The organism is Mycobacterium sp. OAS707, assembly GCF_014873705.1.
Taxonomy (GTDB): domain Bacteria; phylum Actinomycetota; class Actinomycetes; order Mycobacteriales; family Mycobacteriaceae; genus Mycobacterium.
In genome coordinates this window covers 733,042-749,208 of the sequence record NZ_JADBDS010000003.1, presented here as the reverse complement: position 1 = coordinate 749,208, position 16,167 = coordinate 733,042, and the positions used below count along the sequence as shown (strand labels likewise).

The 16,167-nt window shown below is 64.9% G+C and carries 19 protein-coding genes; 12 read left to right on the top strand and 7 right to left on the bottom strand.

The window, feature by feature from the left end; translation table 11 throughout:
• Window positions 1-8: 8 nt before the first annotated feature.
• Entirely contained in the window at window positions 9-350 is a 342-nt protein-coding gene (locus GGC64_RS21840) for a DUF732 domain-containing protein (protein WP_192724606.1), read from the top strand.
• A gap of 73 nt (window positions 351-423) precedes the next feature.
• Here GGC64_RS21840 and GGC64_RS21835 read toward each other — a convergent pair whose 3' ends face one another.
• Window positions 424-921, bottom strand: a complete 498-nt coding sequence (locus GGC64_RS21835) for a lipoprotein LpqH (protein WP_192725229.1) — start codon at window positions 919-921, stop codon at window positions 424-426.
• A 186-nt stretch (window positions 922-1,107) separates the two neighbouring features.
• Between GGC64_RS21835 and GGC64_RS21830 the strand changes: the two genes are divergently transcribed.
• Window positions 1,108-2,013: a haloalkane dehalogenase gene (locus GGC64_RS21830; RefSeq protein ID WP_192724605.1), complete on the top strand. Its 906-nt coding sequence runs from the start codon at window positions 1,108-1,110 to the stop codon at window positions 2,011-2,013.
• Here the strand turns inward: GGC64_RS21830 and GGC64_RS21825 are convergent.
• Entirely contained in the window at window positions 2,010-2,444 is a 435-nt protein-coding gene (locus tag GGC64_RS21825; protein WP_369434816.1) for a lipoprotein LpqH, read from the bottom strand. The two genes, GGC64_RS21830 and GGC64_RS21825, sit on opposite strands and share 4 nt — an antisense overlap.
• Before the next feature lie 17 nt (window positions 2,445-2,461).
• On the opposite strand from GGC64_RS21825, the gene tgt reads away from it, so the two are divergent.
• The 3 genes from tgt to GGC64_RS21810 all read left to right on the top strand — a co-directional run bounded on the left by tgt (window position 2,462) and on the right by GGC64_RS21810 (window position 6,290).
• Entirely contained in the window at window positions 2,462-3,691 is a 1,230-nt protein-coding gene (gene tgt, locus GGC64_RS21820; RefSeq protein WP_192724604.1) for a tRNA guanosine(34) transglycosylase Tgt, read from the top strand.
• A 67-nt stretch (window positions 3,692-3,758) separates the two neighbouring features.
• Window positions 3,759-4,964, top strand: coding sequence for a saccharopine dehydrogenase family protein (locus tag GGC64_RS21815; RefSeq protein ID WP_192724603.1), 1,206 nt, complete (start codon window positions 3,759-3,761; stop codon window positions 4,962-4,964).
• 3 nt (window positions 4,965-4,967) lie between these two features.
• Window positions 4,968-6,290 carry an acetyl-CoA hydrolase/transferase family protein gene (locus tag GGC64_RS21810; RefSeq protein ID WP_192724602.1) on the top strand — a complete coding sequence of 441 codons (1,323 nt, stop codon included), beginning with the start codon at window positions 4,968-4,970 and terminating at the stop codon, window positions 6,288-6,290.
• 67 nt (window positions 6,291-6,357) lie between these two features.
• On the opposite strand, the gene GGC64_RS21805 is transcribed toward GGC64_RS21810, so the two are convergent.
• From GGC64_RS21805 to GGC64_RS21785, 5 genes are all read right to left on the bottom strand, one after another.
• Window positions 6,358-7,113, bottom strand: coding sequence for an amino acid ABC transporter ATP-binding protein (locus tag GGC64_RS21805; RefSeq protein WP_192724601.1), 756 nt, complete (start codon window positions 7,111-7,113; stop codon window positions 6,358-6,360).
• On the bottom strand, window positions 7,110-8,540 hold the full coding sequence (locus GGC64_RS21800; RefSeq protein WP_225952331.1) for an ABC transporter permease subunit: 1,431 nt from the start codon (window positions 8,538-8,540) through the stop codon (window positions 7,110-7,112). Before GGC64_RS21800 ends, GGC64_RS21805 begins: the two co-directional genes overlap by 4 nt.
• 77 nt (window positions 8,541-8,617) lie before the next feature.
• Window positions 8,618-9,490, bottom strand: a complete 873-nt coding sequence (gene gluQRS, locus GGC64_RS21795; RefSeq protein ID WP_192724599.1) for a tRNA glutamyl-Q(34) synthetase GluQRS — start codon at window positions 9,488-9,490, stop codon at window positions 8,618-8,620.
• 13 nt (window positions 9,491-9,503) lie between these two features.
• Window positions 9,504-9,872 (bottom strand): hypothetical protein, encoded by a 369-nt coding sequence (locus GGC64_RS21790; protein WP_015309820.1) that lies wholly within the window; start codon window positions 9,870-9,872, stop codon window positions 9,504-9,506.
• A 29-nt stretch (window positions 9,873-9,901) separates the two neighbouring features.
• Window positions 9,902-11,203, bottom strand: coding sequence for an aspartate aminotransferase family protein (locus tag GGC64_RS21785; RefSeq protein ID WP_192724598.1), 1,302 nt, complete (start codon window positions 11,201-11,203; stop codon window positions 9,902-9,904).
• A 46-nt stretch (window positions 11,204-11,249) separates the two neighbouring features.
• On the opposite strand from GGC64_RS21785, the gene GGC64_RS21780 reads away from it, so the two are divergent.
• The 7 genes from GGC64_RS21780 to GGC64_RS21750 all read left to right on the top strand — a co-directional run bounded on the left by GGC64_RS21780 (window position 11,250) and on the right by GGC64_RS21750 (window position 16,167).
• Entirely contained in the window at window positions 11,250-12,263 is a 1,014-nt protein-coding gene (locus GGC64_RS21780) for a phosphotransferase enzyme family protein (RefSeq protein ID WP_192724597.1), read from the top strand.
• A gap of 128 nt (window positions 12,264-12,391) precedes the next feature.
• Window positions 12,392-12,601 (top strand): hypothetical protein, encoded by a 210-nt coding sequence (locus GGC64_RS21775; RefSeq protein WP_192724596.1) that lies wholly within the window; start codon window positions 12,392-12,394, stop codon window positions 12,599-12,601.
• Between the two features lies 1 nt (window position 12,602).
• A complete protein-coding gene (locus GGC64_RS21770) occupies window positions 12,603-12,851 on the top strand; it encodes a hypothetical protein (protein WP_192724595.1) in 249 nt (82 codons plus the stop codon).
• Window positions 12,852-13,243: 392 nt separating this feature from the next.
• Window positions 13,244-13,981: a hypothetical protein gene (locus GGC64_RS21765; protein ID WP_192724594.1), complete on the top strand. Its 738-nt coding sequence runs from the start codon at window positions 13,244-13,246 to the stop codon at window positions 13,979-13,981.
• 5 nt (window positions 13,982-13,986) lie between these two features.
• Window positions 13,987-14,988, top strand: coding sequence for an SRPBCC family protein (locus tag GGC64_RS21760; protein ID WP_192724593.1), 1,002 nt, complete (start codon window positions 13,987-13,989; stop codon window positions 14,986-14,988).
• Complete coding sequence (locus tag GGC64_RS21755) at window positions 14,985-15,395, top strand: gas vesicle structural protein GvpA (RefSeq protein WP_192724592.1); 411 nt, start codon at window positions 14,985-14,987, stop codon at window positions 15,393-15,395. Before GGC64_RS21760 ends, GGC64_RS21755 begins: the two co-directional genes overlap by 4 nt.
• Window positions 15,382-16,167 (top strand): GvpL/GvpF family gas vesicle protein, encoded by a 786-nt coding sequence (locus GGC64_RS21750; RefSeq protein ID WP_192724591.1) that lies wholly within the window; start codon window positions 15,382-15,384, stop codon window positions 16,165-16,167. The genes GGC64_RS21755 and GGC64_RS21750 overlap by 14 nt, the downstream gene beginning before the upstream one ends.

The following is a 16,167-nucleotide window of genomic DNA, read 5'->3' as shown; positions in this document are numbered from 1 at the left end:
CACTACGCATGAAGTCGCTGGCTGTCGCCGTGTTCGCGAGCTTGTTGTCGCTGGTTGCTTTCGCGGCACCCGCCAATGCCGATGTGGTGGCCTACCTCGTCAACGTGACCGTGCGTCCCGGCTACAACTTCCCCAACGCAGACGCCGCGATCGGCTACGGCAACAGCATCTGCGACCGGGTCGCCGCGAAGATGAGTTACGCGCAACTGGTCGAACAGGTCAAGGCCGACTTCAACACGGCCGACTATTACCAGGGCGCCTACCTGATCAACCAGGCCGTGAACGAGCTGTGCCCAGCTCAGGTCTGGCAGCTGCGCCAGTCGGCGGCCGGTTACACCCTTCCCGCCTGAGCCTTGCGTTCTCACGACAACAGCGGCGCCCCTTTCGGAGGCGCCGCCGTCGTGTCGAACCTGAAGTACCTGGCTACGGGCAGGTGACGTCGATTTCGAACGGCTTGTTCACCGGCTGCATGGGGTTGGCCATGTCAATGCCGGTCGCTGTGCCGGTGATCGTCCACTTGTTGCCGTCCTTGGTGGCCTTGGCCTCACCCTGGCCGGTGCCGCTCTGGTAGCCCAGCGTGACGCCGTTGACGTTGCCGAGGCCCACGGAGGTGACGTTCGAGCCATCCTCGCTGACCACGGCGGCGATGCCGGTTGCGGCCTCGCCGATCGCGATGTTCATGTTTCCGCCCATCGCGGTGCAGACCACGGTGCCGGCGACGTTCTGGTCCTTGCCGTCGATCGTGACCTTGGTGCCGCCCCCGCTGGGTGCTGCCGTTGCGCTGACTGAGGCGGTGCCCGACGCGCTGCTCGCTGTTGAACTGCCGCTGCTTTCGGACTTCTTGTCATCCGACGAACAGCCTGACAGGCCGGCGATGACAATTGCCGCGCCGCCTACGGCGACCACGAACCCACGCTTCACCACTGGTTCTCCTTTGTTTTTGTTGTGATCCGTCAAGATCGGCGGAGCATCCCGGCCAGTATGGTTGGCTTGTTCAACGCGGACATGGCGATTTGGCGAAAAATTTGCCTGTTCAGCCGCTGATTGTTATCTGGGGTTGACGCGAACGGCCCCGTGGCTCTTGCGATATCCGATATCTTCGCCACCATGCAGAGTTTGCGCACGCCAGACGAGCGGTTTGCCGAACTGCCTGAATTCCCTTATCCCGCAAAGTATTGCGAAGTCGATGACGGTGAGGGCGGGCAATTGCGGGTGGCGTGGGTGGAAGACGGCCCGGCCGAAGGTAATCCGGTGCTGATGCTGCACGGTGAGCCGTCGTGGTCGTTTCTTTACCGCAAGATGATGCCCATCCTGGTGGCTGCGGGGTATCGGGTCATTTGTCCGGACCTGGTCGGTTTCGGTAGGTCCGACAAGCCGACCCGCATCGAGGACCACACCTATGCCCGGCACGTGGAATGGATGCGCACCCTCGCGTTCGACGTGCTCGACCTGCGACAGGTGACGCTCGTCGGACAGGACTGGGGTGGCCTGATCGGCCTGCGCATCGCCGCCGAGAATCCGGATCGCTTGGCGCGCATCGTCGTCGCCAACACCGGACTGCCCACCGGCGATCACCGGATGCCCGACGTGTGGTGGAACTTCTACAAGACCATTCAGCGGACCCCGCAACTCGACGTGGGCAGGTGGGTGGAGGCCGGTTGCGCGCACCCGCTCACCGACCCAATCCGCGCGGCCTACAGTGCGCCGTTCCCCGACGACAGCTACTGCGTCGGCCCGCGCGCGATGCCGGGGCTGGTGCCCACTTCACCCGAGGACCCGGCGACGCAGGCCAACCGCGCGGCGTGGAAAGCGTTGTGCGAGAGCACGACTCCTATGCTGGTGGCGTTCAGCGACAGCGACCCGATCACCGGCGCAATGGCTCCCATCTTCTCGAGCAGGATGCGTGGCGCCCAAGGCATCGAGCATCCCGTCATCGCCAATGCCGGACACTTCCTGCAGGAAGACGCCGGCGAGGAGCTCGCTGAGGCGATTGTTCGATTCCTGGCGCGTTAACAAGCCACCTTGATGGCGAACGTGCCCGAGGTGCGGAAGCTGGGGTTGGCGGTGGCGAAGCCGTCGGCTGTTCCACTGATGTCGTAGGTCCTGCCGGCCATCGTGACCTTGGCGTCCCCGCCCAGGCCCCTGTTGTAGCTGCCGGTGAAGCCGCCGACGTTGTTGATGCTGACGGCGTCGGCGGCCAGTTCGTCCTTGTTGGAGATCAGCGCCGTCACCCCCGACACCTGGTCGCCGGTGGTAATCGTGGTCAGCGGGCCCGCAGGCGTGCACGCCACCGCCTGGGTGGTACCGACGTTCTGACCGTTGACGGTGACCTGCGCGGTGCCCGCGACGAGCATCCCCGGCCCTGGTTTGTAGTCCGGCGGAGCAGATGAACAGCCCGCGACAGCCAACGTTGCCGCTGCGGCGGCCACCCACCCAGTTCTCACAGTGCAGAATCTACGGCGTGAGTGAGTCGTTCTTCAGCGTTGACGCAGAATTGCCTGGACGACTCGGTCGCGCCGGCATCATTCGCACTCCGCACGGCGACATCCACACCCCGGCGTTCATCGCCGTCGGCACCCAGGCCACCGTCAAGGCGGTCCTGCCCGAAACCATGAAAGAGCTTGGTGCGCAAGCCATTCTGGCCAACGCGTACCACCTGTATCTGCAGCCCGGCCCCGACATTGTCGAGGAGGCAGGCGGTCTCGGCGCGTTCATGAACTGGCACGGCCCCACCTTCACCGACAGCGGCGGGTTTCAGGTGCTCTCGCTAGGTGCCGGCTTCAAAAAGGTGCTGGCGATGGACACCGAGCGAGTGCAGGCCGACGACATCATCGCCGAGGGCAAGGAGCGGCTGGCCCACGTCGACGACGACGGCGTCACATTCCGTTCCCATCTCGACGGCTCGACCCATCGCTTCACCCCAGAGGTGTCGATCGGAATTCAGCACAAGCTCGGGGCGGACATCATCTTCGCGTTCGACGAGTTGACCACGCTGGTCAACACCCGTGGCTACCAGGAAGAGTCGGTGCAGCGCACCCACGACTGGGCGGTCCGATGCCTGGTCGAACACCGCCGCTTGACCACCGAACATCCGGACAAGCCCGCGCAGGCGTTGTTCGGTGTCGTGCAGGGCGCCCAATACGAGGACCTGCGGAGGCAAGCCACCCGCGGGCTGACGAGCATCGTCGACGAGGACGGGCGAGGCTTCGACGGGTACGGCATCGGCGGCGCGCTGGAGAAGCAGAACCTCGCGACCATCGTCGGCTGGGTGAGCAGTGAGCTGCCCGCGGACAAACCCCGCCACCTGCTGGGCATCAGCGAGCCCGACGACCTGTTCGCCGCGGTCGCGGCGGGCGCCGACACTTTCGACTGCGTTTCGCCGTCGCGCGTCGCGCGCAACGCCGCCGTCTACTCGCCGACCGGCCGCTTCAACGTCACCAACTCGCGCTACCGGCGTGACTTCGGTCCCGTCGACGCGAACTGCGACTGCTACACCTGCGCCCACTACACCCGTGCCTACCTGCACCACCTGTTCAAGGCGAAAGAACTGCTCGCCAAGACGCTGTGCACCATCCACAACGAGCGCTTCGTCATCCGCCTCGTCGATCAGATTCGCAGCGCGATCCGCTCCGGCGAGTTCGACGAACTCCGCGCGCACGTTCTCGGCCAGTACTACTCGACGCGCTTATAACCGAAAAAGTTCGAGTAGAACTCGCCAAAACGTCGATCTCGGCGAGACCGTGTATACGGTCGAGCGCATGCGAATTCTGTTGGTGGGCGCAGGCGGGGTCGGTGCGGCGTTCTGCGCCATCGCGGCGCGTCGAGATTTCTTCGAGCACATCGTCGTCAGTGACTACGACGAATCGCGGGCCAAACAAGCCGCGGAGGCCGTTGGCGACGACAGGTTCTCGGCAGCGCGGGTGGACGCGACGTGGGCCGACGACGTCGCTGCAGTAGTCGACCAACACGGCATCACCCACGTCATGAACGCCGTCGACCCGCGGTTCGTGATGCCCATCTTCAACGGTGCACTGGCCGGCAACGCCGACTACCTCGATATGGCGATGAGCCTGTCGCAACGCCATCCCGAGCGACCTTACGAACTCACCGGCGTCAAACTCGGCGACGAGCAGTTCGCGGTCGAGGAGCAGTGGAAGGCGGCGGGCCGACTCGCTCTGGTCGGGATAGGCGTGGAGCCCGGCCTCTCCGACGTGTTCGCCCGATACGCCGCCGATCACTTGTTTTCCGACATCGATGAGCTCGGCACGCGCGATGGCTCGAACCTCACCGTCGACGGTTACGAGTTCGCGCCGTCGTTCTCGATCTGGACCACCATCGAGGAGTGCCTCAATCCGCCGGTGATCTGGCAGGCCGACCGCGGCTGGTTCACCACCGAACCCTTTTCTGAGCCAGAGGTTTTCGACTTTCCCGACGGCATCGGCCCGGTCGAATGCGTCAACGTCGAGCACGAAGAAGTCCTGCTGATGCCGCGCTGGGTGAACTGCAAACGCGCCACCTTCAAGTACGGCCTCGGCGAGGAGTTCATCGACGTGCTCAAGACGCTGCACAAGCTCGGCCTCGATCGCACCGACAAGGTCACCGTCGGCGGCGTCGAGGTCAGTCCGCGCGATGTCGTCGCGGCCTGCCTGCCGAATCCCGCCACGCTCGGGCCCAAGATGCACGGCAAGACCTGCGCCGGCCTGTGGGTGACGGGGACCGGCAAGGACGGCAATCCGCGATCGACCTACCTGTACCACGTGGTCGACAACCAATGGTCGATGACGGAGTACGGTCATCAGTGCGTGGTCTGGCAAACCGCCATCAATCCCGTTGTGGCGCTGGAGCTTCTGGCCAACGACACCTGGAGGGGCAGCGGCGTGCTCGGGCCCGAGGCGTTCGACTCGGTGCCCTTCCTCGAACTGCTGACCGCCTACGGTTCGCCGTGGGGCCAAAAGGAGCTCTAGCGGATGCCAACAGAGCTCACCGCCGAGCAGGCCGCTGCGCTGCTCGACACGGCCGACACGCTCGGGATGCCGCTCGGGCCGGGCCAACCGCCGGCGTTCATGCGCGCGCTCGGTCAGCGCGATGACTGGACGAATCTGCGTGTGTACGGTGCGCTACTGGCCGTCGGGACCGAACTGTTCTCGCGCCAAGGCGTGCACTACCTTTCGGGCTTCTACGGTCCGATCGAGCGGGCGCTGCAAGCCATGGGTGCCGACATCGACTTCGCGCCTGCCGACTTTCGCCGGTTCGGCCCGCTGCTCGAGCGTCAGGCGCCGCGGGTGATGACGACCGTCGCGACGCCGCCAGACACGAACGGCTGGTGTTCGCTTTCGTTGCACGCAGGCGGCACGATCGGCGAATTGCACCGCGCCGGAGCCGATCCCGACCGACTACTGGTCGTCGAGGTGTCGGACGCCTATCCGCGGACGTTCGGGCTCGGCGAGGACCGCCACGCGCTGCATGTCGACGAGATCGACATCCTGGTGCACTCGACCGATGCCCCGCTCGCGCTGCCCGGGGGCGAGGCGGCACCGACTGACGTCGACCGCGCGATCGCACGGCACGCCGTCGCATACATCCCTTCCGGGGCGACGCTGCAGACGGGAATCGGCTCGATTCCCAACCAGATCGCCACGCTGTTGGCCGAGGGCAATGGCGGCAACTACGGCCTGCACAGCGAGATGTTCACCGACGGCTGCATGCGCCTGCACCGCGCGGGCAAGGTGACCAACGCCTGCAAGGGCCAATACGACGGGGTGAGTGTGACGACGTTCGCGTTCGGCTCGGCCGAACTCTACGACTGGCTGAACGGCAACTCCGATGTCGCGTTCCTGCCTGTCGAGATCGTGAACGCACCGGATGTGATCGCGGCCAACAACGACATGACCACCATCAACGGCGCGCTGGCCATCGACGTCCAGGGTCAGGTCGTCGCGGACACGATTTCCGGCGGGCAGTTCAGCGGAATCGGAGGTGCCGAAGACTTCGTGGCGGGCGCCGGACTGGAACTGTCCGATCGCTCGCTGATCTGCCTGCCGTCGACGTTCGAGAAGGACGGCGTGGTGCAGTCGCGGATCGTGCCATGGTTCGGTCCCGGTGCTGTGATCACGACGCCACGGCATCAGGTCGACGTCATCGTCACCGAATACGGCGCCGCCGAACTGGAGGGCAAGACCGTGCGTGAGCGCGGCGAGGCGCTGGCCGCGATCGCCCACCCGCAGTTCCGCGACGAACTGACCGCAGCGGCAGAGCGCGCCGCAAAAGGCCGCTCGCCCGTCGCGACCTGACGCGCGAACGTGGGTTACCCGCACACCTGAACCACAAAGTGCGTGCATCAATCCCACACTCGCGCCGCTAGAGCGGGTTGAGAATCCGGTCAAGGAACTGGCGGGTGCGCTCTTCTTTCGGATTGCCGATGACTTCGGCGGGCGGGCCCTGCTCCAGGATCACTCCTTGATCGGTGAACAGCACCTGATCGGAAACCTGCTTGGCGAACTGGATTTCGTGCGTGACGATGATCAGAGTCCAACCTTCGACGGCCAGGTCCCTGATGACTGACAGCACCTCGCCGACGAGTTCGGGATCCAGCGCCGACGTCGGCTCGTCGAACAACACGACCTTCGGCTTCAGCGCCAGCGCCCGCGCTATGCCGACGCGCTGCTGTTGCCCACCGGACAGTTGATACGGATATTGGTCGCGCTTTTCGGCCAAGCCGACCTGCTGGAGCAGTTCGAGGGCTTCGGCCTCGGCATCGTCCTTCGATCTCTTCTGCACGAAGATCGGGCCTTCGGTGATGTTCTGCAGCACCGTCTTGTGCGGAAAAAGGTTGTGAGACTGGAAGACAAAGCCGCTCTGCGCGCGATAGCGACGCAGCAGGTCCTTGCTCACCGGCTTGGAGAAGTCCAGTTCGACCCCCCCGACCCGAACCACTCCCGCGTCAGGCACGTCCAGCGCGTTGAGCGCGCGCAGCAGGGTCGTCTTCCCCGAACCCGACGGTCCGATGATCGTCGTCGCCGAGCCTTGCGGCACGTTGAAGGAAACGCCTTTGAGCACTTCGTTGTCTCCGAAGGCCTTGTGCACACCTTCGGCCACCACGCGGTTCTCTGTCATCGCGCCACATACCTTTCCAGCCGGTGTTCCACGCGGCTCTGACCGAACGACAGCACCAGGCAGATCACCCAGTAGTACACGGCCGCCGTGCCGTACAACGCAAAGAACTCGAATGTCGGCGCCGCGATGATCTGGGCCTGCCGCAGCAACTCGGTGACCAATATGGTCGAGGCGAGGGAAGTGTCTTTCACCAGTGAGATCAACGTGTTCGACAGTGGCGGCACCGCCACCCGCGCGGCTTGTGGAAGGATGATGCGCCTAAGCGCGCCAACGTAATTGAGGCCGATCGTCTCGGCGGCTTCCCACTGCCCCTTGGGGATGCTCTGGATCGCCGACCGGATGATCTCCGCCGCGTAGCCGCCCACGTTCAGCGAGAACGCGATGATCGCCGCGGGGAACGGATCGATCTTCACGCCCAATTCAGGAAGCGCGTAGAACACGATGAAAAGCTGTACCAGCAAAGGGGTTCCGCGGATGATCGAGATGTAGAACCGCGCGACGTTGGTGAGGATCAGGTTCGGAGAGAGTCGCGCCAGCGCAACCGCAAGAGCCAGCACGAGGCCGATCACGAAACTGATCACCGTCAACGGGATCGTCTTGGTGATCGCCGCCTTGGCCAGCGGCCCGAGGCTCTCCGCAATGAGCCCCCACGTCGACTTCGACTGCTTGCCTGCGGGGGCCCCGGACGCGTTGGCCTTCAGATACTTCTGCGAGATATTCGCCAGCGTGCCATCGGCACGGAGTTCGTCGAGCGCCTTGTTCAGGTCCGGGAGAAGTCCGCTGTTTTTGCGCGCGGCGAAGCCCTGTTCGCTCTTCTCGCCGACGTTCCCGGCGATTTTGACGGAGGTGTCGCCAGTCTCGGCAAGGTAGGCGTACACCGCGATGCTGTCGTTGACGACGACGTCGACGCGGCCCTGATTGAGAAGCTTGATCGCCTGGGTGAACCCTTCGACGGTCTCGACGCGCGCCCCCGCCTTTCGGGCCACGTCCGCCCAGTTGCTGGTCGCGTTCTCGCCTGCGATCTTGCCCTTCAGGTCTGCGAGCTTCGTTATGGAGTTGTCGTTCGTGCGTGTGACGATCACGCCCTCGCCGACCGAGTACGGCTCGGACAGGTCGTACTTCTGTTTGCGTTCGGCGTTGATGGTCACCTCGTTGGCCACCACATCGAACCGGTTGGCCTCCAGCGCCGCAAAGATCGAATCCCACGGCGTCTCAACGAATTCGACCTTCACGCCGAGCTTGTCGGCCACCGCGCGGGCCACGTCGACGTCGTAGCCGACGAGCTGGCCGGTGGCAGGGTCGTGGTAGCTGAACGGTGAGTAGACACCTTCGGTCCCGACGCGCAGCACTCCTGCCGACTTGACCGGGTTGTCGCCGTTGGTGGCCGACGAACCGCATGCCGTGAGCAGACAGGCGGCGAGCAGCAAAACGGCCACGACGGCTCTTCGTAGATTGCACACCGGCGGAAGCTAGCAAGTCTGCTCGTGTACACCAAGAGTTCTGCTCAACCCGGCCGGTATATCCACGGTTCGCGAGGCAGCGCAGCCGGTTTGAACTGCGTGAGCATCTGCTCTGGGGTCGCCGCCGAATAGCCGAGTGAGGAAGCGATCTGCGCCAGTGCCCGCTCGACGCCGATCTCGGCAAGCGTCACAGCGCCGTCGCGTTTGGCCAGCCGCGCGCCGTCTTCGTTGAGCACCAATGCGACGTGGGCGTACGTCGGCTCCGGGTAGCCGAGCAGCCGCGCGAGGTAGGCCTGCCGCGGGGAGGACGACAGCAGGTCGTCGCCCCGCACCACCTGGTCGACACCCTGCGCAGCGTCATCCACCACCACCGCGAGGTTGTAGGCCGCCACGCCGTCGCCGCGCCGCACAACGAAATCGTCGACGATGCCCGTGTACTGGCCGTGCAGCAGGTCGTGGACCGTGTGCACGAACGTGTCAGCGCGCAACCGCAGCGCCGGCGGGCGGCCTGTCTCGCGACGCCGGTCCTCCCGTTCGGCATCGGAGAGGTCGCGGCAGGTGCCCGGGTAAGCGCCCTGCGGTGCGTGCGGCGCTCGCGGGGCCTGCGCGATATCCCTTCTGGTGCAATAGCATTCGTAGAGCAGACCGCGCTCGGCCAACTCGCCGACGACGGCGTCGTAGCGCTGCGGGTGTGCGGACTGCCATTCGGCAGGCTCGTCCCACGTCAGCCCGATCGCCGCCAGATCGTCGAGTTGGCGGTTGGCGATGTCGGCATGGGTGCGGTCGTCGAGGTCCTCGACGCGCATCAGAAACCGACGTCCCGTCGAACGCGCGAACAGCCACGCCAGCACTGCTGTACGCAGATTGCCGATGTGCAGATCGGCGGACGGGCTGGGCGCGAACCTGCCGGCGGTCACGCCCGCAATCTACCTAGCTGCGCTCCCAGGGAGCCGTGTCGCCCATCTTCTTGTAGTACTTGGCCAGGTGGCTCTTGACGCGGTCGATGTCGTCCTTCGGAAGGTCGACGCCGCCGCGTGAGCCCTGCATGATCGCGCCGGCGGCCATCACACCCCGAGGGACGGCCTCCAGCTTGCCGTCGACGACGTCGGCGATCAGCAGCTTGTAGGCGGTGAAGTTGTCCTTGTTGTCGCTGTCGTACCAGACGTGCGCGTCGCGATATTTCTGGTTGGGCTCGTCTTGCGCATCGGCCCACTTACGAACTCGCTTTTCTGCCGCGTCGCCGTCCCACTCACGGTCGCGATCAGCGAGCGGCAGATCTTGAAATGCTGTCACTGACATAGGAAAAGCGTGCCCGCACCACGGACGGGCTAAACCGCCAGCGCCGCTGTGAATTCGCTGCAAAACCAGTCGACGTCGCTGCTGGAAAACACCAGCGGCGGGCGGATTTTCAGGACGTTGCCGTCATGACCGCACACCGAGATCAGCACCCGCCGTTCGCGCATGGCGTTGACCAGTGCCTTGGCGCCGGCACGATCCGGTGCCTTGGTTTCGGCGTCGCTGACGATCTCCACGCCGATGTACAGCCCTGCCCCGCGCACATCGCCGATCCGCGGGTTGCTTTCCGCGATCCGCGCCAACTCGGTCCGCAGCGCCGTGCCGATCGTGGCCGCATTGGCCATCAGGTTCTCGACCTCGATGACATCGAGCACCGCCGCCGCGGCGGCCATCGACACCGGGTTGCCGGCATAGGTGTTGAAGTACGGCACCCTGACCGCGAACGGATACAAGACCTGGTCGCGCACCGCCATCGCAGCGACCGGCAGGCCGTTGCCCATCGGCTTGGCCATCGTGACGATGTCGGGGACCACGCCGTGGCGCTCGAAGCCCCACATGGACTCGCCGGTGCGCGCGAAGCCCGGTTGCACCTCGTCGGCGATGAACACGCCCCCGCTTCGGCGCACGATGTCGACCGCGGGTGCAAGCACGGAGCGGTCGGGATAGATGCCGTCGGACGAGAAGATCGTGTCGGCGATCAGGCAGCTGACGCGAATCCCCTTCTGGCTCAGGTCGTCAGCTGCCTGCGCCACATCGGCTGCGAATCGCGCTGCCGCGTCCGGATATCGGTAGCTGTCCGGTGGCGGCACCGTCCGCACGTGCGGGGCGAGCGTGGTCGAGTCACCCAGCGACGGCGAAATCTGTGTCACCGCAGCGGTGTTGCCGTGGTAAGCGTCGCGGGTGACGATGACGCCCTTGGCTTCGGTGAAGGCCTCGGCGACGCGCAACGCGAGGTCGTTGACCTCTGAGCCGGTGCAGCCGTACATCACCTGATCGATCTCGGCGGGCATGGTGGCGAGCAGCCGCTCGGAATAGTCGACGATGCCGCGGTGCAGGTAACGGGTGTGGGTGTTCAGCGTCGACATCTGGCGCGTGACCGCCTCGATCACGTGCGGGTGGCAGTGCCCGACGCTGACGACGTTGTTGTAAGCGTCCAGATACCGCTGGCCGTCGACGTCGAACACGTGGCTGCCCAGCCCGCGGACCAGATGCACAGGCCGGTCGTAGAACAGCCGGTTCGCCGGGCCGAGCACCCGCTCACGCGCCTCGATCAGCGGGTCGCCGTCGTCGCCGGCGGTGTAGCTGTTCGAGTCCATGATGTTGCTGAAGCTCACCGGGCCCAGTCTGCTGTATCCGGCGTCGTCCGTCAGACTGTGTGGAATGTCCGGATTGCCGCCCGACCACGTGTCGTATGCCCGTGCGGCGCTGGCCGCCTACGGCCGCGAACCCGACAGTCCGCTGCGTCTGCTCAGCCTGTCGGAGAACGCCACGTACCTGGTCGACGACGGCGACCCGATGGTGTTGCGGGTGCACCGGCCCGGCTACCACTCGCTGGACGGGATCCGCTCGGAACTGCAGTGGATGACCGCACTGCGTGAGCAGGCCGGCGTGCTGACCCCGCATCTGATCCCGGCGCGTGATGGCCGTGACGTGGTCCCAGCCACGGTCGGCGGCAATACCCTGCACGTCGACGCGGTGACGTTCATTTCCGGCTGCACCGCCGAAGAGCAACCCGATGTCGTCGGCTTCGACGAACTCGGTCGCATCACGGCGGCCATGCACAATCACGTCCAGCGATGGACTGCACCCGAATACTTCACCCGGTTCAGCTGGGACGTCGACGCCACGCTCGGTCGTGAGGCGCGCTGGGGCAACTGGCGGCACGCGCCTGGTCTTACTTCCGCGGACGAGGCCGTCGTGGCACGCGCGGCCGCCGAGGTTGGCCGCCGGCTCACCGAATTCGGATGTGGGACAGACCGTTTCGGCCTGATCCACGCGGATCTGCGGATGGCGAATCTGATGGTCGACCCGACCGATGCTTCGGGACGGATCACGGTCATCGACTTCGACGACTGCGGATGGTCCTGGTATCTCTTCGATCTCGCCGCAGTGGTGTCGTTCATCGAGGACACCCCCGAGGCCGAGCGGATGATCGCCGACTGGCTGCGCGGTTACCACGAGGTGCGCGACATTCCCGGCGAACACCTGGAGGTGATCCCGACGTTGGTGATGCTGCGCAGACTCATGCTGACCGCCTGGGTTGCCTCGCACGCCGATGCCGACGCCGCGATCGCGTTCACCGACGGGTTCGCGACGGGGACGGCCAGGCTGGCCGAGCGATACCTCACCGATCGCGACTGGCTGCGCGACGCGATCCACTCGTCGCGAGTGTGACCGCTACAGGGCGGAATCGACGCCTGGGTTAATTCTGTGCCCAAGGGGTAGCCCCACCTACGGGGAGCGGAGCCGGTGATTGCGCCCGCTTCGCCGGCTCTGATCCTCCGTAGTTGAGGAGGGTCATCGTGCAAGTTCTCAATCGCCTGCTTGGTGTGGTGCTCGGAATCCTCGGGGCTGTGCTCGGCGTCGTCTTGGGCATCGTCGCGGCGTTGGTGTGGCTCGTCGGGGCCGTGCTGTGCGTGACGGTGCTCCTGATCCCGCTTGGCATTCCAGTGATGAAGCTCGGTTCTCGGCTGTTCGGCCTCGCCGGCGACATGATGCACATCGGCGGCTGAGATGCGGCTCCTACGAGGCCTGCTTGGCGCGCTGCTGTGGATCGTCGCGGCGATTCTCGGCCTTCTCGGCTTTGTGCTGTGTGTGACGGTCATTCTGCTTCCGCTCGGCATTCCGCTGCTGGGCCTCGCTCGGCGGCTGCTGACGCGGGCGGTCCAGCTGATGCTGCCGCGGTCGTTGGCGCACCCTGTTGACGAGATCACCAAGACGACGCAGAAGAAGGCACGCAAGCTTCGCAAGCGCGTGGCCTGAAGCGGCGAGTCGACAGACCGTGTGTTTGGCCCACACGCGCGTGGGCCGGTCGAGCGTGCCCGGTGGAAAATGGTCGGCCGAAGCGGATCTAGCGAACTTTCCGGTGAGTCAAGATCTACCTATTTGACGCGTTAATTAACTAAGCGAACGATCCCGAGGTACATAAGCGCTGTGACATGCGTCATACCTGCGCGGCGAGCTATCGGCAAGGGTTTGCATTACTGACGGATACGTAGAAACAGCGATTTACCTCAGCATTTATCGGGTTAGCGGCGAGCGCGACGGGGTAGAGCAGGTGACATACGACGGTCGCGGGCGACGGAACGGCCAACAGCGATCCAGCGCTACGCACCGGATGTATCGGACGTTAGAAAGCGGAAGGGAGGCGCATCGTGTCGAACGGAGCAAAGGTGGCGGTCGCTGTCGGAGCGGGCTACCTACTCGGCAGAACCAGGAAGATGCGGATAGCCATGATGTTGGCGGCAGCGGGGATCACCGGAAAGTTTCCGGCCCGATCCGCCGAACTCCTCGCCCATGGATTGAAGTCGCTCGGCGCCGCCGATCAATTGCATGATCTGACCGACCAATTGCGCGGAGAGGTGCTGACAGCCGCCAAAGCTGCCGCGGTTTCTGCTGCGACTCATCGGGTTGATGCGCTCAACGATCGTCTGCAGGGCGTGGTGCCCACCGAAGACGTCGGACGTGCGGTTGGCTCCGCGGGCCGGGGACTGACATCGGTTGCCGGGCGCGGACGTCGCCGGCGTGACGACTTCGATGACCGCGACGAGTTTGAAGACGAGCAAGCCTACGACGACGAAGAGCCGTTGGACGTGGAAGAAGAGGACCTCGAAGACGAGGACCTCGATGATGACGATTTCGACGACCAAGACCTCGATGGCGACGACCAGGACGAGCAGGACGACCAGGACGACTTGGATGACGAAGCCGAATTCGAGGACGAGCCGCCACCACCGCGTAGGCGGGCGGCACGGAAGGCGTCAGCTCCGCGGGCATCGACGCGGCGCAGAACGACGACATCGAGCGGTGACGGTGAACCGCCAAAGGGGCCGTCGCGTCGCGGACGCGCATCGGCGGCCGCCAAGCGGGCACCTGTGCGCCGAGGCAGGTGAGTGAAATGGCAAGGCAGACAACCCAAAAAAGCGCCTCGTCCAACGGAGCAGGCGCCCTGCAGGATTCCATCCAGCGGCTGGCGGGGTCCATGACCGACCGGGCGGTGAGTTCGGTGTCAGATCGTCTCACCGGAGCGACCGGCCGCTTGACCGATTACGCGCAGAACGGTGGAGGGGGTCTGCTCTCGGCGGTGACTGGCCTCGACGATGTGTCATCCCCGGTGAAGTCGGCGCTGCGCGCGGGTGTTGGCGGTGCCGCGGGAAAGGTGAAGGACTCGCTGAAGGGCGTAAAGGATTCGGTAACAGAGGCTCTTGGCGGCAAGGGCGGCAAGGGTGGCGGCGGCAAGATCAAGGTCACCAACATCGTCGAGGAGATCGACGTGGGAGTCCCGATCGACGTGGCCTACCGGCAGTGGACTCAATTCGCCGAGTTCCCGAAGTTCATGAAGAAAGTGGAACAGGTCGAGCAGGTCTCCGACGAGAAGTTGCGGTGGAAGGCGCAGGTGTTCTTGTCGCACCGGACGTGGGAGTCCACGATCGTCGAGCAGGTGCCCAATGACCGGATCGTATGGAAATCCAAGGGCGACAAGGGGTATGTCGACGGTGCCATCACGTTCCATGAATTGACGCCCGACCTGACGCGTGTCGTGGTTGTGCTCGAATACCATCCGCAAGGACTCTTTGAAAAGACCGGCAACCTGTGGCGCGCTCAGGGTAGGCGGGTTCGGCTGGAACTCAAGCACTTCCAGCGGCAGGTGATGACCGACACGATCCTGCATGCGGACGACGTCGACGGCTGGCAGGGTGAAATCCGGGATGGCGAAGTCGTGTCGAACGACGCTGAATCCGACGAGAAGTCGGCCGATCGGCCCAAGCGTCGGCCGCGAAAGACGGCCGCGCGCAGTAAAACCAGTGAGTCGAAGCCAAGCCGATCCAGGACGCGCACCCAACCGCGGTCCGCTTCGGGGCAACGGCGCTCGCCGGCCAGGAAGGCGGCCCGCTCGTGACTACCGCGATTCAACCCGCCGGCGGCGACGTCGGTGGGCCGAGTTCCAGCAGCCTCGCCGACGTGATCGACACGATCCTCGACAAGGGGCTGGTCATCGATGCCTATGTTCGAGTTTCGTTGGTGGGCATCGAGATATTGACCGTTGACGCTCGCGTCGTTGTCGCCAGCGTCGACACGTATCTACGGTTCGCCGAAGCGGTGAACCGGCTCGACATCTCTGCGCAGGAGCCCAAGGCCGGCCTGCCCGAACTGGTGGGTGACATCACCGAGGGCGGTGCCAAACACAAGACGAAAGGCGCGCTCGAAGCGGCGGGTGAAAAGCTCAGCGATCTCCTTGGCGAGTCCACGTCGTCACGCGAACGGGCTCCCCGCCGAGCGCGGCGAAGGAGTGATGATGACGAGTAAAGGGTCCGGCCGCGCTGAAGCGGCGACGGGAATTTATGTGTACGGAATCGTTCCCGCCGATGTCGAGGTCGAGGAAGACGCGCAAGGCATCGGCGATCCACCGGCGACGGTCACGGTGATTCGCGAGGGCGACATCGCGGCGCTCGTCAGTCAGGTACCCACCGACGAACCGCTCGGGAAGCCGGAATGCCTGCAGGCGCACGCCCGGCTGCTCGACGGAACGGCGTCGGTTGCGCCGGTGCTGCCGTTGCGATTCGGGGCGGTGATGACCGACGAAGACTCGGTTGCCGAAGAACTGCTGCGGAAGAATCACGACGAGTTCGCCGGGGCGCTGCATGCCCTTGAAGGACAGGCGGAGTACGTCCTGAAGGGCCGTTACGAGGAGGACATCATCCTGCGGGAGGTGATCTCGGAAAGCAGTGAGGCGCAACGCCTTCGCCAGAGCCTGGTGGGCATGTCAGAAGACGCTTCCCGCAAGGCGCGGATGGCGCTTGGCGAAATCGTGGTAAAGGCGATCGACGCCAAACGTGCCGCAGACACCGACGCCGCGGTCAACAAGCTCAAGGGTGTTGCCAAGCAGGTCAATGTCCGCAAGCCCACGCATGAACTGGACGCCGTCAATCTGGCGGTGCTCGCTGCCGTCGACGACCACGACGAACTGCAGGCCGAGGTGGACGACCTTGCCGAGGAATGGGGCGACAGAGTGCAGCTGCGGCTGCTGGGGCCCCTTGCGGCATACGACTTCGTCGTCACCCGTACGGCGGAAGGCTGA